The following is a 19,610-nucleotide window of genomic DNA, read 5'->3' as shown; positions in this document are numbered from 1 at the left end:
CTCCGAATACTACAAACTATTCCTATTTTCTTCGGTCGCATTCGAACAAATCCAACAACCTACTATTTTTATATTATAAATAAAATCTACGCTGGCATAGTCATTAAACTTGAACAATTATATGATCTCAAATCATCCATACCGCTGATACCAGTAAGTTCCATTACAAAAGAGAAACCTGCAACAACGCCGCCAGAGCGTTCAATCAATTTTGCAGCAGCTTTAGCAGTTCCACCTGTAGCAATCAAATCATCAACAATTAGAACTCTTTGACCAGGCTTAACAAGATTACACTCAATCTCAATTTTAGCTTCACCATATTCTAAAGAATAAGATTCACTAATAACATCAGGAGGTAATTTACCTGCTTTACGAACAGCTATAAAACCCTTGCCTAATCGCGCAGCAAGAAGAGGGCCAAATAAAAATCCTCTAGCTTCTAATCCTGCTACCAAATCAAAAGAATCAACTGGAACAGGCAAAGCATCAATAAGAGAATTTACTAATATATTCATTCCACGAGTAGAAGAAAATATAGGGAGAAAATCACGGAATATAATATTTGGACTAGGAAATCCTGGAACAGTACGAATCAGAGAAGCCAAATATTGAGAATCTTCTTTGCTTATTGTTTTAAGTGGCTTTACTGTTATATCAGCTGTTTTGCCCGCTTTTACATCCGATATTTGCATAATCCTACTATTCTTTTCTCTCAAACATTTTGATGAAAACAATTCATATATATCAACTAATGAAGAATACTGGCTCCAATATGCATTTATTCTCACAATTGGAATCAAACAGCATTATTGTTTCGACTTTCAACAACCTATATATTAAAACTCTTAACTTTTAATCAATTGCATTAAAACGAAGGGAATAATGCTGAAAATTCAGATATACTTTATGCTTTTATTAAGATTGTAAGAATTATTAGTTCCTACTATTCTTCCTCACTGACAGTATTGTCATCATTAGAATCTTCAATAGATTCATCTTTACTAGTTTTATTAGTTACTTCTAAGCTAGATTCTATTTCATTAGATTCATGAGTATTTTCTGAAGAGTTTTCAGCATTCTTATTAGAATCCTCTACATTGGACTCTACATTGGACTCTGCATTGGACTCTGCTTTATCGTCTTCAGACTCTTCATCGCTAATAAAAGCAGGACGTGTATATTCTCTATTCACAGCGCGGAATGAGAATCGCAATAAACTTCCTTCAGAATCAATAACGATTTCCTCATACTTCGTATCCACGCTAACAACTTTTCCAATAATGCCACCAATAGTGATAACTTCAGTACCAGGTTTCAAAGAATCATAGAATGAACGTGCTTCAGCTTGACGTTTTTTCATGCTTCTCGATTGGAAGAACAATAAGCCAATAGCAAAAACCAAAAAAATAATAAGACCATAGTTATTAAAGATTGAAGGCACAACTAACTCCTTAAATATCCAACCCTAAGACGGGCGAAATGCCGTCCAAAATGATTATTTTAAAATAGCGAGCTGACATTATCAGGCTCTTTTAAACCTAAATGTTTCCAAGCTTTAGGCGTTGCAACACGACCTTTAGGAGTTCTAATTAAGAATCCTTCACGAACTAAATACGGCTCACAAACTGTTTCAACGGTTTCTGATTCCTCACCAACCATTGCTGCAAGATTATTAAGCCCAACAGGACCTCCATTAAATTGGCAAACAATAGCCTTTAGTACAGAAATATCTAAACGATCAAGCCCTTGAGTATCAATCTGATACAAAGATAACGCTTCTATTACATCATCACAATTAACTTCTTTAAGATTGTGAACAATAGCCCAATCTCTAACACGTCTTAGCAAACGGTTTGCAATTCTAGGAGTTCCTCTAGAGCGGACAGCAAGCTCTTTAGCTGCTTGATTTTGAAGCTTTACTCCAAGAACAGACGAAGAACGTTTAACAAGCTTTTCCAACTCTTCGTGTGGGTAAAAATCCAAATGCGCAGTAAAACCAAAACGCGCTCGCAATGGAGAAGGAAGCATACCCTCTCTAGTGGTCGCACCAACTACTGTAAAACGTGGAAGAGTTAAAGGTATAGAAGACGCTCCCGGACCTTTACCAACCATAACATCAACGCGGAAATCTTCCATAGCAATATAAAGCAATTCTTCAGCAGCACGCGGCAACCTGTGAATCTCGTCAATAAATAATACTTCTCCTTCATCAAGAGAACTCAAAATTGACGCTAAATCACCTGCATGCTGAATAGCAGGACCAGAAGTAATACGAATAGGAACTTGCAATTCGTTAGCTACAATCATTGCAAGAGTAGTTTTACCTAAACCTGGAGGACCAGCTAAAAGCATGTGATCAGGCGGAACGTCACGTTTTTTCGCAGCATCTAAAAAGAGTTGCAACTGAGCTTTTAAAAGAGGCTGTCCAATAAAACCTTCTAAAGCGTGCGGACGAAGCTCCTCATCGCTAACTTGCTCATTTCCTAAAGAAGATGAAGAAACCATACGCAATGATTCTTCAGCAACGCCAGTATTTACCGCAGAAGTATATTCATCACTCACTTCAACTCCCCCAATACTTTATAATTATTAAGCAACATAATCATCTACCCCTATCTAGCAAAGTCAATGCCATGCGCAAAACATTAGGCATATCTGCTTCAGTTATAGGAGCAACAATATTATTTTCAGCACAAACTTGTTCAACAGCTTTTTGAGCGTCTACTTGGCGCCAACCAAGAGATACAAGACCATAAATAACAGACTGCTTTGCGGAATCAACATTCTTATTTTGCAACTTAGAAGTATCACTATTATCACTAGCAAATAAAGCAGAATCAAGCGACCCTTTAAGTTCCAAAATAATCTTCTGAGCACCCTTCTTACCTAAACCAGGAGCAGCTGAAAGCGAAGTTACATCCCCATCCGCAATTGCTTTAACTAAACGATCAACATTAAGAGTTGAAAGTAAAGAAAGAGCTACTTTAGGACCAATACCACTAACTTTTTGAACTTGCAAAAACATGCGTTTAGCTGCTTGAGATGTAAAACCATATAAAGTTATTGCATCCTGAGAAACTTGCATTGACGTGTAAACACGAACTTCCTGCCCTTCATGCAAAGAAGACAAATCTTGAGACGACATATAAGTTTCGTAGCCAACTGACGAAACAAGAATAAGCGCAGTACGAGAATCAACTGACACAACTTGCCCAACAAGCATACCAATCATAAACGCTCACCTTCGTCTTCTAAGAACTTGTAAAACCATCTAAAAGCCGCCACAATCGCAACAAAACAATTACAACAAAAGTTGCAACAAACATTCTGAAAACAATCGCAGTAGAACATCTGTTCTATTTTGTATACTACATGCCTCGAGCGACACTTGATTTGCAGCGTGCCGCGCGCGAAGCTAAAGCCCATTGTTTCTGGGCATTTGTTAGATGCTGCTCTCGCTCTCCTCCTTGCAATGCTCCAGATGGACGAAGAGCATGACAAATAGCTTGAGCTAAGGCATCAGCAGCATCAGCTGGAGTTGGCAAAACATTAAGACCAAGAAGGCGCGCAACCATACGCTCAACTTGCTTTTTTTCAGCTTTTCCATTACCAGCAACCGCAAGTTTTACTTCAGTAGGAGTATGTAAAGCAACTGGAATATTTCGCTGAGCAGCAACAAGCATAGCAATACCTGCTACTTGAGCAGTGCCTAGAACAGTATTACGATTCTCTTGAGCAAACACTCTCTCAATAGAAACAACGTCTGGAGAAAAACGCTCAATCTTTTCAACTAGACCATTGTAAATCTTTAATAGTCGCAAATCCTGAGAAAGATCCGGATCAGATCTCAACACATCGACGTGAATAAAAGAAAGCCGACGCGAAACGCCGGCTTCAATCACGCCAACCCCACAGCGAGTAAGCCCGGGGTCAACGCCAAAAATCATCATATGAAACTATTCTGCTTCCTCAAGCTGAGCCATAACTTCATCAGATGCAGTCCAATTACTATAAATATTCTGGACATCATCAAGGTCATCAAGATTATCAATCAAACGAGAAACCTTTTGAGCATCTTCAAAACTTAGCTCAACTTCATTATTCGGATGCATAATAATATCTGCAGAATCGTAATCAAAACCGGCTTCTTGCAAAGCTTTACGAACTGTTACTAAATCACTTGGATCAGTGTATACAGAATACACATCGCCGTCATCAGCAACATCTTCAGCACCAGCAACAGCAGCAACCTCGAAAAGCTTATCGTAATCAACGCCTTCAGAGGAAACCTCAATCAAGCCTTTACGCTCAAAGTTGAAACTCACAGAACCAGTTGTTGCCAAAGAACCATTACCTTTAGTAAGAGTAGAACGAACGTCAGCAGCAGCACGATTTCTATTATCTGTGAGGCATTCAATAATTAAACCAACGCCTGCAGGAGCATAGCCTTCGTAAACAATCTCCTCATAGTTTGCGCCGCCAGCTTCCTCACCAGAGCCACGCTTAACAGCGCGCTTGATGTTATCGGCAGGCATAGAAGCCTTTTTAGCTTTAACGATGGCATCATACAATGTTGGATTACCATCAGGATCGCCACCCCCCAAACGTGCAGCGATTTCAATATTCTTAATAAGCTTAGCAAAAAGCTTACCACGCTTAGCGTCAATAGCAGCTTTCTTATGCTTTGTGGTCGCCCACTTGGAATGACCTGACATGATGCTCCTAACAAATGTACAGTTATACAAACGTGACGATTTTAATGCACTTTAGCGACAAATCTTATTATTATTTTTATTTAAGACCTTGTTTTACTTCAATAATTCTCTGAACAACGGTCACAATACCACCAATAGAAAGCAATATCATAGCGCAACTTAACCAAAAAAGCTGATTAGTTAAACCAGAAATAGCCATAGAAATAAGTATCACAGCAACTCGATCAGCTCTAGTAATCAATCCACTTTTAGGATCAACTGAAATTGACTGACCGCGAGCGCGAGTATACGAAGTTACGAAAGCTGCCATTAGAGCAATTGCGCAACTAAGTAAACCAATATATTTTAATGAAATTCCAAGTACAGATGGAAGGAAAATGCATACGTAAGAATTTTTAGCACGATACAATAAAATCCCTATTGCAACAAATAATGACCAATCTGCAATGCGATCAAGAGTTGAATCAAGGAATGCACCGAATTTTGTACCACCAGTTGTCAATGATGCAACAGAGCCATCTAAACCATCTGCAAGTACAAAAATAGTAAGTAATATAGTTCCTATAATAAGCTGACCCGTAAAAGCCGTCACAAATGCTGTAACAACTACTGCTAACGTGCCAACAATTGTTACAGAATTAGCACTTACACCTAAGCGAACTAGCAATTTTGCAACCGGAGCAATAATGCGCTTAAAGCCGCTTCGCAATGATTCCAACATTAAATGAAACCTTCCTAGCTCATTCACAAGTAAAACTTGTGTTCAGTTAACACTTTTATAGTACCGTGAGTATGTAAGAAAATAGCAAAAAGATAGCAAAAGCCCACACAACGTTAAGAAGCGTGGGCTTTTGTTATTTAAGATTCAACTTATACAAAAGATTAAGCTATTTATTAAGTTAGATAACTTAATCATTTAGTATAGCGCTCGAAATCTTCAGAAGTATTCACCTGAACGCGCTGCTTAATAATGGATAAAATCCACTCTTTAGCTTGCTGAACAGGAACACCATTCAATTGGCTACCATCGCGGAATCGGAAGCTAACAGCATTATTATTAACATCCTCTTCGCCAGCAATAATAGTGAATGGCACTTTAGATTTAGAAGCATTACGAATCTTCTTACCAAAGCGATCGTCAGAACTGTCCATTTCGCAACGAACCATATTCTCTTCCAAATCACTAATAAACTTTTGCAAATGCGGAGCAAACTCGTCTGCAACAGGAACACCAGTTACTTGCACTGGAGCAAGCCATGCTGGGAATGCGCCTGCATAATGCTCAAGCAAAATAGCAAAGAAACGCTCAATAGATCCAAAGAGTGCACGGTGAATCATAACAGGGCGCTGATGGCTACCGTCAGCTGCAATATACTCCAACTTAAAGCGCTCAGGCAAGTTGAAATCAAGCTGAATAGTAGAAACCTGCCAAGTACGTCCGATTGCATCGCGCGCTTGCACTGAAATCTTAGGACCATAGAATGCAGCTCCACCTGGATCGTCAACGAGTTCCAAACCAGACTCTTTAGCAACCTCAGCTAAAGTGCTAGTTGCTTCTTGCCAAATCTCATCAGAACCAACAAACTTGTGCTCATCTTTAGTAGAAAGCTCCAAATAGAAATCATTCAAACCAAAGTCTTTAAGAAGACCAAGCACAAAGTTAAGCAAGCTCTTTAACTCATCACGCATCTGTTCACGAGTGCAATAAATATGCGAATCATCTTGAGTTAATCCGCGCACACGAGTTAAACCATGAACAACACCAGACTTTTCGTAACGATATACAGTACCAAACTCGAACAAGCGCAAAGGAAGCTCACGATAAGAACGCTGACGCGATTTGAAAATCAAATTATGCATTGGGCAATTCATTGGTTTCAAATAGTAATCAGCACCTTGACGAGTAACGTTACCATTTTCGTCACGTTCTTCATCAAGTTTCATCGGAGGATACATTCCATCCTTATACCATTGCAAATGGCCTGAAGTTTCATACAAACCACCTTTAGTAATATGAGGAGTTTGCACAAAGCTATAATGATGCTTGCGATGCTGCTCTCTAGAATAATCTTCCATTGCGTTAATAATCGCAGCACCCTTTGGATGGAATACTGCCAATCCTGGACCAATCTCATCTGGGAATGAGAACAAATCCATCTCTTGACCAAGCTTACGATGATCACGCTTAGCAGCTTCTTCCATACGAGTTGTATAAGCCTTAAGCTCTTCCTTGCTAGGCCATGCAGTGCCGTAAATTCGCTGAAGCATAGGATTATGCTCAGAGCCACGCCAGTAAGCAGCAGCAACACGCTCAAGCTTAAAAGCTTTAATATAACGCGTGTTTGGCAAGTGAGGACCTCTGCACAAATCGCTCCAGACTTTATTGCCTTCGCGATCCAAGTTGTCGTACATGCTAAGCTCATGCTTGCTGATTTCTCCAGAGGCAGCAGGATCAAGAGCAGCTTCTTTATCTTCAATCAACTCCAACTTATAAGGTTGATTTGCTTCTTCAGCTCGCGCTTCATCTTCAGTTACAACGCGGCGACGGAAGGATTGCGACTCTTTAATAATGCGCTGCATATGCTTTTCGATTTGCTTCAAATCGTCCGGAGTAAACGGAGTATCAACATCGAAATCATAGTAGAAGCCGTCTTTAATTACAGGACCTACGCCCAACTTTGCGTCTGGTCGAATTTCTTGAACAGCTTGAGCCATCACGTGAGTAGCGGAATGACGCATGATTGCGATGCCATCTTCACTATCAAGAGCCACTGATTCCACGGTATCGCCATTATGCAGAGGCGTGTACAAATCACGCAACTCTCCATTTAAACGCACAGCAATAATATTTTTATCTTCCGCGAAAAGTTGTACGCCAGTGAAGCTTGCATCCACCTCCTTGCGTTCCTCGTTTACTGTGATGGAGATGGTATTTTCAGCCATAATTGTCCTTTTCTATCGGGGTCTTGCGTTACTAATGTGCAGACCTGGACTTGCGTGGCGTCGAATTTAATGCGGTTAAATTTTAAGATTAAATCGCTAAACGACGTCAATCATGCGCATTGTTCACGCACAATTCATTGATACTCTATGACACTCTTAAGACTTAAATATTACGCTGATTTAATTTGTTTCTTAAATACACTAAAAACAAACCATTCACTAAATTTCATAATCAAGAAGAAAGATCCAGCAACAATTGCAATAGTTCCTCCCGCAGAAAGCTTTAAGATTACTGATAACGCTAATCCAACAAGCGATATAAAAATAGATGAAATTACGCAAGTAAAAACAAACTTGTTTATAGAAGATATCCTATTCTTCAAAGCTGCAGCAGGAGCAGCAATCAAAGATACAGACACAACAGTTCCAACAGCAGGAATAATAACCGAAACTGTGATAATAATTAACGCCAATACAACAACTTGCATTAAACCATATCTTCCACCGGATGCTTTGTAATCAATAGGATCAAATGAGCAATGAATAAGATTAGAACAATTAAAACTCCATACACCTAAAGCAATTACAAAAGACAATATAGCTAAAGTCACATCAACTGGAGTGCAATTAAGTAACGAACCTGTTAAAAATCCTTCAATTTTAAGAGGCAAGGGAGAAAACCATTTGTTTAGAAAGTATCCACTAGCAAAACCAACAGTCAAAGTTATTCCTGCAGCAGCTTGAGAAGATATACCTTTTAATTTAGAAACAAAATGCATAACAAGAGAAAGAAAAATACAAGATAAAGTTGCACCAATAAAAAGACCTGTAGACATCACATTTTGATCAATTGTGTACAAAGATGCACAAACAACGCCAAGTACAGCTCCAGGAAAAGCTGCATGCGTAATAGATTCTGTAAAAAATACGCGCTGATTTAGCAATGCTAAAGACCCTACTAATCCGCATAAAGCTCCTACAGCAATTGCTTCTACAATAGGAAGCGCAATAATTTGCCAAATACTTACCATTACTTGCACATACCTTTATTAAAATCAGATTCACTAGAGCAAGAAACACTAGAACTATCTGCACTATCGGCACTATCTGCACTAGTTTCATTTTCTTTAAGTACACGATGAACTTTATTTCTATTAGAATCCAACATTGCACAGAAAACTCTATAGAAGAATCTAAAGATCAACACAATTACAAACATCGCACACATACTTAAAGCAACAGCAGCTTGCGGAGAAATAGGATGATCAAGCTCAAGATTCATAACATACATTCCAAGAATCACACCTAAAATACCGACAGTAATAGCAACAGCAACCATTCGTCCTACAGTTCTAGATACCAATCGAGCACTAGAAGCAGGAATTACAAGATATCCAATAACAAGTAAAACGCCGACTGCAGAAGATGCTGAAACTACAACAGCAGCAATACCAACATTTAACACAATATCTACAAGCAAAGTATTTGCACCCATAAGAGGTGAGGAAGCTCTATCAAACGCAACTATAATTTGCTTCTTCCAAGTTGCTAGAAGAACAACAATTGCAAATAAACAAATCCAGATAGCTTGACTCATGCGCTCATTTGTAACATCAAGAAGTCTACCAAACATAAGCGCTTCAAGCTGGCCAGACATATCTCCTTTTTTAAGAGAAATTACAACACCTAGAGCGAAAAAAGTAGTTAAAACAGTAGCAATAATAGACTCATTTATACGAGTAGAACGAGAAGCCCAAACTAGTGCAGCAACCAAAAAGATCGCACATATTGAAGCTCCCGGAATAATTTGACTTATTCCACCATATAAAGCACCAACCACAATTCCTGGAAAAATTCCATGAACTATCGCTTCAGCATTAAACTCTGCACATCGTAAATTCACGAATACTCCAACAATTCCACTAGCTATAGATAGAACTATAAGCAAGCAAAAAGGACGGAAAATGTAAGGCGCAGATGCAATAAAGTCAAAGCCTGGGATTGATTCAAGAACTTTTCTTAACGACTCAACTAATTGTGCAAGCATATGTGTCAGACTTCTGTAATTTTGGAAATTTGCGGGAAATCGGATTTAGAATCACTAATCTTAGAATCCTCTTCAGCTAGCTTATAAAGCGTAAGACCAGCACTATCAGCAGGAATACTTCCACCGTAAGCAATAGAAATATTCTCTTTAGTCATTACTTCATGAAGAGATCCAAAAGCAACCTGACGCCCAGCTAAAAGCAAAGCTTTTTCGCAAATCGCATCAGCAATAACTAAATCGTGAGTTGAAACAACAAACGAAATACCATCTTTTTTAGCTGATTTCATTATGTTAAGTAATTCTTTACGATTTGGCTCGTCAAGCCCATTAAAAGGCTCATCAAGTAATATAAGCGTTGGATGTGCAACAATAGCTCTAGCAAGCAAAATTCTCTGGCGTTGACCTCCTGAAAGATCACCGAATCTTACATCAGCTCTATTAAACAATCCAACATGTTTAAGAGCGTCCTCAACAGCTTTTTTCTGATCTTTTTTAAGCAAACCAAGAAATCCTGTTTTCCTACTTAAGCCCATAGCTACAACTTGACGTGCTGTAATTGGAAAAGTCAAGTCTAAATCTACTTGCTGAGGAACATAACCAATAGATATATCTTTTGGCATACTCAATTCGCCACGACTTACACGTACAATACCAATAATAGCTTGCAAAAACGTTGTTTTTCCAGAACCATTAGGACCTATTAAAGCCAAAGCTTCACCAGCTTGTACATTGCCGTTAATCCCAGTCACAACAGTTTTATAACCGTACGCTAGGTCGCAATTCTTCATTGCAAGGACGCTCTTACTCAATTTTTTGCCTTTATATAGTTTACTTCTTTAATGAATCACTAACTGACTCCGGAAGGTCTGGAACCTTACCATTCCATGCATTTACAAGAGTTTTAACATTGTGAACAATAGAACCAATGTAAGTTTCACCATCAGATCCAACAGGTCCTAAAGAATCACCATAAAGCGCATCATCGCCGATAATAGCTTTAACACCTGCAGCAGAAGCAACAGCCTTAATAGATTTCGAATTATTTGAGTTTTCAGCAAACAATGCTACAGCACCAGACTTCTTAACATCTTCTGCAGCTTTCTTTATATGGTCTGCTGTAGCATCTTGCTGACTATTGAAATCAGAAAGTGCAGCACCAATAAACTTCACATTATAATCACGCGAGAAGTATCCAAATGCATCATGAGAAGTGAAGAGTACACGATGCTCTTTAGGAACACTATTCAGAGCTTGCGTTGCCCAAGCATCCAAATCAGTTAAAGACTTAACAAACTTTTCAACATGCTCGTCAAAAATAGACTTGCTTTCCGGAAGAGCTTTACCAAGGAAAGCGCCGATATTTTTAACTTGAATCATCGTATTCTTAGTGCTAGTCCAAATATGTGGATCATATTGGAATTCAGGTTCTTTCTCGCCCTCTTCTGGAGGGAATGGCCACTTTTCAGCATGAACCTTCGCGATTCCACGATCTACTTTGTAAGGAAGATTCTTTTCTTTCGCAAGTTCTCCATTAAGATCTTTAATTTCGCTTGCTGTGAGAATTCCAGAAGTTACACCCATCGTACCTTTAAAGCCAGTTGCTTCAACAGCTTGATCCAAGAAATGCTCAAGATCAACGCCTGAAACAAGCATTAAATCTGCTTTAGAAAGAGCTTTAGACTGAGATGGAGTCATTTCATGCTCATGAGCAGAAGCATTCGGAGCAAGCAAGCAAGTCAAGTTAATAGTTGATTTTGCTTTATCTTTAGGCGCTCCTATTACAGACTTCTTACCTTGAGAATCAGTCTTATTAAGACTTAGTCCAGAATTTGCATCTGCAGTAGATGCAATTTGAGTAACATAATCACAAATTTGTGTAGTAGTAGCAACAACATTTACTTGATTTCCACTTGCTTTTTGATCCGTAGTTTTAGTAGAAGATCCGCAAGCACACATACTTAATGTAACCAACGCAGCTGTAGCAACAGTTGCAAAAATTCGTGCAGTTTTCACAATTTTCCTTTCGGGAACTTACGCTATTCGCGCTTTAAATCTCTAGTCAGTTTTACTGTAGTCAGTTTTAAATTCTGTTTTATTATCTAGTTCACGATATTTTCCAATTTCTTAATTAGGAAAGATTATCGTTAGCAATAACGCTTATAGCATAGAAAAAATCTAGTGCAAGGTCAACGAAATTGTGAAAAACAAATTTTTTTTTGCAAAAAAGCATTTTTTAAATCTTCTATCTGATATAATGCAAGATTCTTAAAACTTGTAATAAAATTCACTAAAGTAAATAAACAAGCAACATACATAATTTATCTAATGCTAAACAAAGATTTTTGCTTACATTCATTTAAGAAAAATCGCATAGGATAACATGGCAACACGCCGCGACACGCCAAACTTAAAAAATTTTTAATTTTCTCTTATTTTTCGCAAAAACATACACATCAATTAAAGACAAGATTATTACTACAATTATAAGAATGAAACTATGCCAAGCTACTCTTAAAGAATCTTCAAATTCACGCCAAACTGTATTCGTTGAATTAAAAGACGCAAATAAATACCTTAAAAAGCCTAATTTAGACTCAAACAAATATTCACGCGGAGTCCTCGGAGTTATAACAGGTTCAAATGAATATCCAGGAGCTGCAATACTAACAACTAGCACTGCATCAAAAAGCAATATTGGCATGGTACATTACGCTGGAGCATTACGCGCTCAAAATCTTGTATTGCAAGCATCACCAGAGATAGTTGTTTCACAAAAATTGCAAGGAAAAGTCAACGCTATAACACTTGGATCAGGGATTCCAGATTCAAAACATTGTAAAGATAATGAAACCAAAGAGCAAAGAGAATATATTTCAGAAATTTTGAAGTTATATTCAATAAACAAAAAAGATGAAAACAAAACGAATACAAATAATTTAGAAAATGTATTACAACAAGACACTCCCCCTATTTGTGTAGATGCTGGAGCATTAGATCTATTGCCTGAAAAAGTATCATCAAAAGTTATATTAACTCCACACTATTCGGAATTAAGTTCACTTTTAAAAAGATATGAGATTTACGCAAACGCGCAGCTTATAGCAACAAATCCAATAGACTACGCAATTCTTGCAGCAAATCTAACGAATGCAACAGTTTTACTTAAAGGTTCAAACACTATTGTTGCTTCACCAGAAAATCTAGATCTTCCAATATACATTTCTAATTACGGACCATCTTGGCTTGCTACTGCAGGATCTGGAGATGTTTTAGCTGGAATTTTAGGAGCTCTACTAGCACAAAACTATTCGAATCCAAGTGACTACAGCAAACAAGAAAACAGCAAACAAGAAAACAGTCTTAACTATGCATTGATTGCATCAAGCGCAGCAACAATACACAGCTTTGCATCAATTTTGGCATCACATAAAACTCAAAACTACAACTATAATAACGAAATTAAAAAAATTCTAAATACAAAAGAGGATCTAATAATAGAACATCCAATAGTTGCAAAAGACATAATTGAAGCACTCGAACAAGCAATTGGGCTTATTATGAAACTATAAAACTCTTAAGCGAATAACATACAACATAACAAGAAAGATAAAATAATGAGCAATGAAAAATTTGTTGAAATACATAATGTAATGTTTGATTATTGCAGAGTTTTACTTGAATGGAATTGCCGCGATTGTTTACAAAAACAATTCCCGAACTTAGTTGATATAATTTGCCCTAACGGCAGCTTTGGAAAAGATGATTTAGCTGGATTCTACGAGTTTGAAGACAGAATGGATTCAGGTGAACTTCTTGAAGATCTTATGCCAGAATACGAAAATAGATTTGGCAAGGAACTATCTGAAGCATTCCGTTGGTATTGCGCTAATTACGATCAAGTTCTTACACGCATGACTCCTGGAATAGTTGATCTTTTGAATGACTTACGTAAAGCTGGATACACAGTATGGGGTTTAACAAATTGGTCTAGCGAAACTTTCCCACTTGCACTACGCAAATTCCCAGAACTTTCAACTCTTTTACAAGGCACTGTTATTTCTGGAGTTGAACATTTACACAAGCCACAACCAGAAATCTTCAAATTAGCTATGAACAGATTCGGCATTAAAGCAGAACAAACTGTGTTTTTTGACGATAAAATACAAAATATTGATTCAGCTAATGCAATGAACATACATGGATTCGTGTTTACAGACACACAAAAAGCACGAGAAGACTTAGCATCCTTAGGAGTTAAATTATAAATCTGCTAAACGCATTCTTCTTTCAAATGTTTTATTAAGAATTACTTCATCAACAAAATCATAGTTTATACTAGTCGCTAAAATAGAATGTTCCTGTGTAATTTCTCGAAAATAAATCCTAAATTGAAAGGCATTAAAATATAATGACACTGTTGCAATTAAAGTACATTGTGAAAATTGTTGAGTGCGGATCCATGAATGAAGCTTCTCACGAACTTTACATTTCACAGCCAGCTTTAAGTTCATCAGTAAAAGATTTAGAACGCGAATTAGGTATAGAGATATTTACGCGCTCATCTCAAGGAATTGCTTTAACTGTTGAAGGAGCAGAATTTCTTAAATATGCTAGACAAGTTTTAGATCAAGCTGATTTATTAGAAGAACGTTATAAAAACGTAAAACAACGCCGTCAATTATGTAGTGTTGCAACACAGCATTATATGTTTGCTGTTGAAGCTTTTGTTGAAATGATTAAAAGTCTAAACTCTGAAGAATATGAGTTTTCAATTAGAGAAACGCGAACTAAAACTATTATCAATCAAGTTGCTGATATGCGTGCAGATCTTGGTTTACTCTATATTTCTGACTATAACAAAGATGTTATTGGCAAGATGTTACGTGAAAAGCATCTTGAATTTCACCCTCTTTTTAGAGCCAAACTTCACGTATTTATATCTAAGACAAATCCTCTCGCAAATAAAACTAGACTTACTTTAGAAGATTTGAAGCCATATCCTTTTATACAATATGAGCAAGGTGAAAACGGAAGTTTCTTCTTCACAGAAGAAGCAGTGTGGCCTGATCATCCGCCTAAAAAAATAAACGTAACAGACCGTGCTACAATTTTGAACTTCATTATTGGCTTAAACGGATACACCATATGCACGGGAATTGATAATGGTGATCTTAATAACGAAAAGATTGTAACGATTCCTTTAGAATGCGATGAAACAATGCTTGTTGGTTGGATCAAGAATGAAAGAACTCAGCTTTCAGAAGCGTCTTTACGCTACCTTTCACAGCTCAAATCCGTATTAACTCAACACGGATACAATGTTATAGATACTCCTAAAATGAAAAATTAACTGAAGTGGCAATAATATGTTATGTGAACATGCTAAAAGTTGAGCTAATAATAAATAATGTAAGTAATTCTCACTAACACCAAAAACAGTCAAAAACAATTACGTAAAGATTTTTATATTCCTGTTTACGAAGTAAGTTAAATACAGATTATGTACTAGTGAGATGTGAAAAAACTTCGCTAACAATAAAAAGCGAAACGGTATTTGAAAAAAGTTTCACAAAATGTTAGTTTTTTAAAAAACATATTATGAAATATTCTAATGACGGAGTGTTTTGATAATACTTGGAATATTTATATATGGAATGCTAGCAAAGCGTCAGTAACTAGTCCTCGGTTAATCAACATAGGCGTATGCATGATTCAACAGGAATTTGATTGATTATTTTATTTTATTTTATGCGCATAATGTGTATAATCTTTCCATGAGATACAAAGAGATTGAAAAACGTCTTAAGAAGGACGGCTGGATACTTTTTGCACAGCGTGGAAGTCATTGCCAATTCGTACACAAAACTAAAACAGGTAAAGTCACAGTACCTAAGCATCCAGGTGATATTAACCCATCGGTTGTTAAGTCAATCTGGCGCCAGGCAGGAATTAGTGAAACAAAGGTGAAATGATGAAATTAGCATATCCTGTTATTCTTACTCCATACGAAGATAATAGTGGAGGTTTTGTTGCAGAAGTCCCTGACTTGCCAGGGTGTGTGACTGGCGGTAGTAATCTTGCAGATGCTTTGATTATGGCAGAAGATGCAGCAAGCGGATGGGTTCTTACAGAACTGGAAAGCGGAAAGCCTGCGCCAAAAGCTAGTGATATTAGTGATATTGTTGTAGAAAATCCTAATTCAAAGTTATCTATGATTGCGCTTGATATGGATTCCTATGCCGCAAAATACGGTTCTCAGGCAGTTCGTAAAAATGTTACTGTTCCAGCTTGGCTTGACACTTGGGCGCAAAAAGCTGGCATCAGTTACAGTGGCGCTTTGCGCGATGCTTTAGAAGCTTTATATACTAAAGGAGCTGTGAATAAAGCGTAGTCATATTATCTGATTTGGCGCAATGTTGCGCAATCAATTATTGCAAAAGCCTGCTGAAAATCGCAAAGTGTTGCAAATCAGCAGGCTATTTTGTAGTTTTAGAATTTTTTAACTGGATTTTCCTTATCTATTCACCTTGATTTGGTATTGGTGGGATAGTGTTAAATAATGATTTTAATTCATCAACAATGGCAGCTTTTTGCCATTCTCCCATTCCATTCTTCCACACCAAATCATTAGCAGTTAATTGTCCAGAAACGGCCATTTGCGTCAATGTTGGAATGCTAAAAGGTCCAGCTGGATTACCGTTGACAGCAACGTAATAAGATGAAGTAGGGATTGGTGGTGGCGCTACGTTAGATTGTACCGGTTGGTTTATACCTCCGATTATGTTATTCACAGCTCCAGCAATATTATTTCCAACTACGCCTCCAACAGCCATGCTTGCCATCATTGCTGCAGGATTAAAACCACTTAAACCGCCATCTCCAAGGTTTATATTTCCAGCACCATTTTCTCCCATTTGACCTAATGCGTTTGCTCCAGCAACACCTACTTCTGCTTGCTTCTCAATCTGGAACGCGCCGATATTTGTAGATTGTGTTGCCTTATGCTGAGCATACTGACCTTCTTCGCGTTGAACTCGCAAAGTTTCTTCATAGTTTTTTATCTCAATTTGTTGTTTATCTGAAATATTTTTAATATGAGCTGCAGCTTCCGCTTCAGCAGTAGCACTTACTATATTCTTAGTTACATGCATAAGCTGCTTGTATCCATCGCTTGTTTTATCTATTTCAATAGCGCCAACATCAACAGCAGATAATACAACGCCAAATGTTGTTTCTAGTCGTTCTCTTATGTCATGTTCTACTGCATCGTTTATTTGTTGCGTTCTTGTTTCAAGCTGAATTACGGGAATCCTATAATTTGTAGGTGCATTAGTCACAATATTTTTTATATAGCGATTAACTGCATCGCAAATTTGGTGACTAAAATCTTCAAGGTTAAAGTTATTAAGCCTGTGCAATTTAATAAATTCTCGGTAATTTTTGATGCTAAAACTAATTGTTCCTCGAACCGCAACAGGTACACCAAAATCTACAAACCTTGGATCATATACATCAAAGAACGGCACAGCGAATTTTACCTGAATAACTTGAGCAAGATTAATAAAATAAACCTCTGCTTGGAAAGGAGTTCCACCTTTGTACGCAAGCCCAACAATGCTTGCAAGAACAGGGAAGTTATCGGTTTTAATTGTTTGATCAAACGGACCAACAATAAAATCCTGCATAATGCCATTTTTTTGGTTATATACAAAAACTGCCACTTCGCCATCTTTGACTCTTAAAGAGGATCCAAAACGAATAGCATTCTCTCTATTATTTTCCCCAAGCTCTGAGCCAGAAGGACGCCATTTCCATATTAGATACGAAGGCTCATCGCAGCGTATCTCGTCCATAATTCCTACGCCTCTTTTGTGTTTATCAAATAAAAACATTTTTACAACCTATCTAACAAGTTATAGCGTTTGTTTAACAGAAATATAACCAGAATGGCAATTATTACGATAACTACTGCGATTGCAATAGTTGCAATAGGATTCCATTCGATTCCAGCCATGAATAATATAAATGAAAAAGGTCCTATAAAAAGCCCTGTAAGAATCGAATAAAGTTTTAGCTTTGCTCGTTTTATCTCCTTCTTTTTATTTTCGTACATATTTTTTAGTTCAACAAAGCTAGGATTATCAGACATGATAATTTTTGCTTTCTGATAGACTTGATCTAATTTTGCAATCCACGCCTTCGTAATTACATCACCAGTTCCCTTTTTAGCGTTGATGTTAGATGCTGCTAATATCATAAATTCCATAATGTCTTCTTTGGAATTTGGAACAGTAAAATTAATTATAAGAGATGCTTTTTCTTCATCTTTTTGGTCTTCAAAATCGTCAAGAGCTTCTTTGAGCGCGTCTTCATTCTTAAAATCTTTGCCAAATACCATTTTCATAACAGATCTTTTTTCTTCTGTAATTGGCATTTTCTTGGCAGATATATTTTCTAATTTTGTTACCAACTCCTGAGCTGAAGATATAGAACTAACTCCACGAATCTCTTGTCCACAAGTCGGGCATACAGTAACAAACGAACCTATTATCTCTCCGCAGTTTGAGCATTTATGAACACTGCCATCATAAATAGTTTTGCGTTCTGTAGAATTCTCTATAAAGGATTGGTTGACTAGATGTTCAGAAACCTGAGTATCATCATTGACCTTCTGACCACAATTTTCACAAAACTTGGAATCATCATTTAATTTCATTCCACAGTGAAAACAAAAATTTTTTTTCATATTTTTCACCTTCTAGCTTTTATCATCATCTCAAAAAATTAATAGATTTCTTATTTTATTTTAATTCAACTAAACTATTTAAAATTTTTGCTGCTAAATCTTTTTGTTGCGAAGCAGTTAATAAGTTGGAAATTCTAATAATTACGCTTCCATGCACTGAATGGTATCCATAAGAAAAAGGTCCTCCGTCAAATGATGCCAAATATTCATTCCTTTTATTTGCATCTTTGGCTGTTTTATAAACTTCTATACTGCCACCACAATCCGTTCCTTTATCGATAATACTATTCCCATCTACTGTTTTTTGATTTATTAATTTATGTGAGAAATATATTTGTGCAGTATATCCGCCTTGTTTGCCAAGTTGACCGTTAGGGTCATTATCTTCCGTTACAGCGGAAATTCCTGTAATTCCTTCTATAGGTTTTATTTTTTCAATAATGTAATTTTCGCTAGGATTAGTAACTTTCTTTAGCTGCATTACGCCATTTTTATATGCAATTTTAGATTCACTAAGATGTTTAATTTGTTTTGTGTAATCTACTTTATTGAGACGATCAGTTTCGGATTTTAAAGATTTTAAGTCTGAAGGCTGTTTAGGTATGATTATTTTTGATGATTTTGCGCTAGATAATGCCGTTTCGAGAGTTGAAATAGAATTTTCATCTAGAGATTTTTCATTTTTATTTATAAGTTTTTTTGCTTCAGAAATTTGCTTATCAAGATTTTTGTTCATAAGCTCTACTCTGTTAGTTGCTTTTTGGAAAGCATTGATAGCTACTGTTTCTTCTTTTGAAGCGCATGAAGAAAGTAGAAAAGAAAATGTAAGCAATGAGACTAGCACAATACTTAATTTTTTTATCATAATTTACTCCCCTCTCGTGAAACTTATAAATAGGTTAAGAAGAGTATAGCAAATAATCCAAACTCTTTATAAAACTAAAATAAGCTAAAATCTAAATCTTATTACTATAAGCAACAACATTTAAACAAGCGTAAAAAGTTGAGCTCCTGTGAGATAAGCAATTCCCACACCTCACAAAAACAGTGAAAACAATTACGTAAAAATCTTGCAATAAGAGAAACTCTTAGAGCGAAGCCACAACAAATAGGAGAATTATGTAAATTAAATGATTTCGTTGATGAAGTCAAGCTAATC

20 protein-coding genes are annotated in these 19,610 nt (G+C 36.9%); 5 read left to right on the top strand and 15 right to left on the bottom strand.

Annotation, left to right across the window (positions count from 1 at the left end):
* Positions 1 to 86: 86 nt before the first annotated feature.
* From HXT27_RS04830 to HXT27_RS04775, 12 genes are all read right to left on the bottom strand, one after another.
* Entirely contained in the window at positions 87 to 692 is a 606-nt protein-coding gene (locus tag HXT27_RS04830; RefSeq protein WP_075523192.1) for an adenine phosphoribosyltransferase, read from the bottom strand.
* A gap of 251 nt (positions 693 to 943) precedes the next feature.
* A complete protein-coding gene (yajC, locus tag HXT27_RS04825) occupies positions 944 to 1,441 on the bottom strand; it encodes a preprotein translocase subunit YajC (RefSeq protein WP_103043015.1) in 498 nt (165 codons plus the stop codon).
* 59 nt (positions 1,442 to 1,500) lie between these two features.
* Positions 1,501 to 2,505, bottom strand: coding sequence for a Holliday junction branch migration DNA helicase RuvB (gene ruvB, locus HXT27_RS04820; RefSeq protein WP_369803152.1), 1,005 nt, complete (start codon positions 2,503 to 2,505; stop codon positions 1,501 to 1,503).
* Between the two features lie 97 nt (positions 2,506 to 2,602).
* A complete protein-coding gene (ruvA, locus tag HXT27_RS04815) occupies positions 2,603 to 3,232 on the bottom strand; it encodes a Holliday junction branch migration protein RuvA (protein ID WP_103043014.1) in 630 nt (209 codons plus the stop codon).
* Positions 3,233 to 3,368: 136 nt separating this feature from the next.
* Positions 3,369 to 3,950, bottom strand: a complete 582-nt coding sequence (ruvC, locus tag HXT27_RS04810; protein WP_075523196.1) for a crossover junction endodeoxyribonuclease RuvC — start codon at positions 3,948 to 3,950, stop codon at positions 3,369 to 3,371.
* Between the two features lie 6 nt (positions 3,951 to 3,956).
* Positions 3,957 to 4,715, bottom strand: coding sequence for a YebC/PmpR family DNA-binding transcriptional regulator (locus HXT27_RS04805; protein ID WP_075523197.1), 759 nt, complete (start codon positions 4,713 to 4,715; stop codon positions 3,957 to 3,959).
* Between the two features lie 76 nt (positions 4,716 to 4,791).
* Positions 4,792 to 5,436 carry a CDP-alcohol phosphatidyltransferase family protein gene (locus tag HXT27_RS04800; protein ID WP_103043013.1) on the bottom strand — a complete coding sequence of 215 codons (645 nt, stop codon included), beginning with the start codon at positions 5,434 to 5,436 and terminating at the stop codon, positions 4,792 to 4,794.
* Between the two features lie 191 nt (positions 5,437 to 5,627).
* A complete protein-coding gene (gene thrS / locus HXT27_RS04795) occupies positions 5,628 to 7,658 on the bottom strand; it encodes a threonine--tRNA ligase (protein ID WP_103043012.1) in 2,031 nt (676 codons plus the stop codon).
* 170 nt (positions 7,659 to 7,828) lie between these two features.
* Positions 7,829 to 8,689 carry a metal ABC transporter permease gene (locus tag HXT27_RS04790; RefSeq protein WP_103043011.1) on the bottom strand — a complete coding sequence of 287 codons (861 nt, stop codon included), beginning with the start codon at positions 8,687 to 8,689 and terminating at the stop codon, positions 7,829 to 7,831.
* Positions 8,689 to 9,705, bottom strand: coding sequence for a metal ABC transporter permease (locus HXT27_RS04785; protein ID WP_103043010.1), 1,017 nt, complete (start codon positions 9,703 to 9,705; stop codon positions 8,689 to 8,691). Before HXT27_RS04785 ends, HXT27_RS04790 begins: the two co-directional genes overlap by 1 nt.
* Before the next feature lie 5 nt (positions 9,706 to 9,710).
* Positions 9,711 to 10,493 carry a metal ABC transporter ATP-binding protein gene (locus HXT27_RS04780; protein WP_075523201.1) on the bottom strand — a complete coding sequence of 261 codons (783 nt, stop codon included), beginning with the start codon at positions 10,491 to 10,493 and terminating at the stop codon, positions 9,711 to 9,713.
* 40 nt (positions 10,494 to 10,533) lie between these two features.
* The gene (locus tag HXT27_RS04775; protein ID WP_103043009.1) at positions 10,534 to 11,718 is read right to left on the bottom strand and encodes a metal ABC transporter solute-binding protein, Zn/Mn family; all 1,185 of its coding nucleotides are present in this window, start codon (positions 11,716 to 11,718) and stop codon (positions 10,534 to 10,536) included.
* A gap of 476 nt (positions 11,719 to 12,194) precedes the next feature.
* Here HXT27_RS04775 and HXT27_RS04770 point away from each other — a divergent pair, with 476 nt between their 5' ends.
* The 5 genes from HXT27_RS04770 to HXT27_RS04750 all read left to right on the top strand — a co-directional run bounded on the left by HXT27_RS04770 (position 12,195) and on the right by HXT27_RS04750 (position 16,096).
* Positions 12,195 to 13,274 carry an ADP-dependent NAD(P)H-hydrate dehydratase gene (locus HXT27_RS04770; RefSeq protein ID WP_103043008.1) on the top strand — a complete coding sequence of 360 codons (1,080 nt, stop codon included), beginning with the start codon at positions 12,195 to 12,197 and terminating at the stop codon, positions 13,272 to 13,274.
* 45 nt (positions 13,275 to 13,319) lie between these two features.
* A complete protein-coding gene (locus HXT27_RS04765) occupies positions 13,320 to 13,970 on the top strand; it encodes an HAD family hydrolase (RefSeq protein ID WP_103043007.1) in 651 nt (216 codons plus the stop codon).
* A 143-nt stretch (positions 13,971 to 14,113) separates the two neighbouring features.
* Positions 14,114 to 15,055: a LysR family transcriptional regulator gene (locus tag HXT27_RS04760; RefSeq protein WP_075523206.1), complete on the top strand. Its 942-nt coding sequence runs from the start codon at positions 14,114 to 14,116 to the stop codon at positions 15,053 to 15,055.
* Between the two features lie 424 nt (positions 15,056 to 15,479).
* Positions 15,480 to 15,677, top strand: a complete 198-nt coding sequence (locus HXT27_RS04755; RefSeq protein ID WP_032841657.1) for a type II toxin-antitoxin system HicA family toxin — start codon at positions 15,480 to 15,482, stop codon at positions 15,675 to 15,677.
* A complete protein-coding gene (locus HXT27_RS04750) occupies positions 15,677 to 16,096 on the top strand; it encodes a type II toxin-antitoxin system HicB family antitoxin (protein WP_103043006.1) in 420 nt (139 codons plus the stop codon). Before HXT27_RS04755 ends, HXT27_RS04750 begins: the two co-directional genes overlap by 1 nt.
* Positions 16,097 to 16,223: 127 nt before the next feature.
* Here the strand turns inward: HXT27_RS04750 and HXT27_RS04745 are convergent, their stop codons facing one another.
* From HXT27_RS04745 to HXT27_RS04735, 3 genes are read right to left on the bottom strand one after another with little or no spacing between them, the layout of a single operon-like run.
* Positions 16,224 to 17,558 (bottom strand): SPFH domain-containing protein, encoded by a 1,335-nt coding sequence (locus HXT27_RS04745; protein WP_103043275.1) that lies wholly within the window; start codon positions 17,556 to 17,558, stop codon positions 16,224 to 16,226.
* Positions 17,559 to 17,599: 41 nt separating this feature from the next.
* Complete coding sequence (locus HXT27_RS04740) at positions 17,600 to 18,451, bottom strand: zinc ribbon domain-containing protein (protein ID WP_103043005.1); 852 nt, start codon at positions 18,449 to 18,451, stop codon at positions 17,600 to 17,602.
* Between the two features lie 55 nt (positions 18,452 to 18,506).
* Positions 18,507 to 19,316 (bottom strand): hypothetical protein, encoded by an 810-nt coding sequence (locus HXT27_RS04735; RefSeq protein ID WP_103043004.1) that lies wholly within the window; start codon positions 19,314 to 19,316, stop codon positions 18,507 to 18,509.
* Positions 19,317 to 19,610 lie beyond the last annotated feature (294 nt).

Source organism: Gardnerella bivia, from assembly GCF_049262715.1.
In the GTDB taxonomy this organism is placed as follows: Bacteria; Actinomycetota; Actinomycetes; order Actinomycetales; family Bifidobacteriaceae; genus Bifidobacterium; species Bifidobacterium vaginale_A.
Note: the sequence above shows the minus strand (reverse complement) of the source record. Positions and strands in the feature narration are given on the sequence as shown.

Bases quoted from the DNA above. Each gene is read 5' to 3' on its own strand.
- HXT27_RS04740 (WP_103043005.1), bottom strand. From the start codon at position 18,451: ATGAAAAAAAATTTTTGTTTTCACTGTGGAATGAAATTAAATGATGAT.
- HXT27_RS04800 (WP_103043013.1), bottom strand. From the start codon at position 5,436: ATGTTGGAATCATTGCGAAGCGGCTTTAAGCGCATTATTGCTCCGGTT.
- HXT27_RS04830 (WP_075523192.1), bottom strand. From the start codon at position 692: ATGCAAATATCGGATGTAAAAGCGGGCAAAACAGCTGATATAACAGTA.
- ruvB (WP_369803152.1), bottom strand. From the start codon at position 2,505: ATGGTTTCTTCATCTTCTTTAGGAAATGAGCAAGTTAGCGATGAGGAG.
- HXT27_RS04780 (WP_075523201.1), bottom strand. From the start codon at position 10,493: ATGAAGAATTGCGACCTAGCGTACGGTTATAAAACTGTTGTGACTGGG.
- ruvA (WP_103043014.1), bottom strand. From the start codon at position 3,232: ATGATTGGTATGCTTGTTGGGCAAGTTGTGTCAGTTGATTCTCGTACT.
- HXT27_RS04765 (WP_103043007.1), top strand. From the start codon at position 13,320: ATGAGCAATGAAAAATTTGTTGAAATACATAATGTAATGTTTGATTAT.
- HXT27_RS04770 (WP_103043008.1), top strand. From the start codon at position 12,195: ATGAAACTATGCCAAGCTACTCTTAAAGAATCTTCAAATTCACGCCAA.
- HXT27_RS04735 (WP_103043004.1), bottom strand. From the start codon at position 19,316: ATGATAAAAAAATTAAGTATTGTGCTAGTCTCATTGCTTACATTTTCT.
- thrS (WP_103043012.1), bottom strand. From the start codon at position 7,658: ATGGCTGAAAATACCATCTCCATCACAGTAAACGAGGAACGCAAGGAG.
- HXT27_RS04750 (WP_103043006.1), top strand. From the start codon at position 15,677: ATGAAATTAGCATATCCTGTTATTCTTACTCCATACGAAGATAATAGT.
- HXT27_RS04785 (WP_103043010.1), bottom strand. From the start codon at position 9,705: ATGCTTGCACAATTAGTTGAGTCGTTAAGAAAAGTTCTTGAATCAATC.
- HXT27_RS04805 (WP_075523197.1), bottom strand. From the start codon at position 4,715: ATGTCAGGTCATTCCAAGTGGGCGACCACAAAGCATAAGAAAGCTGCT.
- HXT27_RS04760 (WP_075523206.1), top strand. From the start codon at position 14,114: ATGACACTGTTGCAATTAAAGTACATTGTGAAAATTGTTGAGTGCGGA.
- HXT27_RS04745 (WP_103043275.1), bottom strand. From the start codon at position 17,558: ATGGACGAGATACGCTGCGATGAGCCTTCGTATCTAATATGGAAATGG.
- HXT27_RS04790 (WP_103043011.1), bottom strand. From the start codon at position 8,689: ATGGTAAGTATTTGGCAAATTATTGCGCTTCCTATTGTAGAAGCAATT.
- HXT27_RS04755 (WP_032841657.1), top strand. From the start codon at position 15,480: ATGAGATACAAAGAGATTGAAAAACGTCTTAAGAAGGACGGCTGGATA.
- ruvC (WP_075523196.1), bottom strand. From the start codon at position 3,950: ATGATGATTTTTGGCGTTGACCCCGGGCTTACTCGCTGTGGGGTTGGC.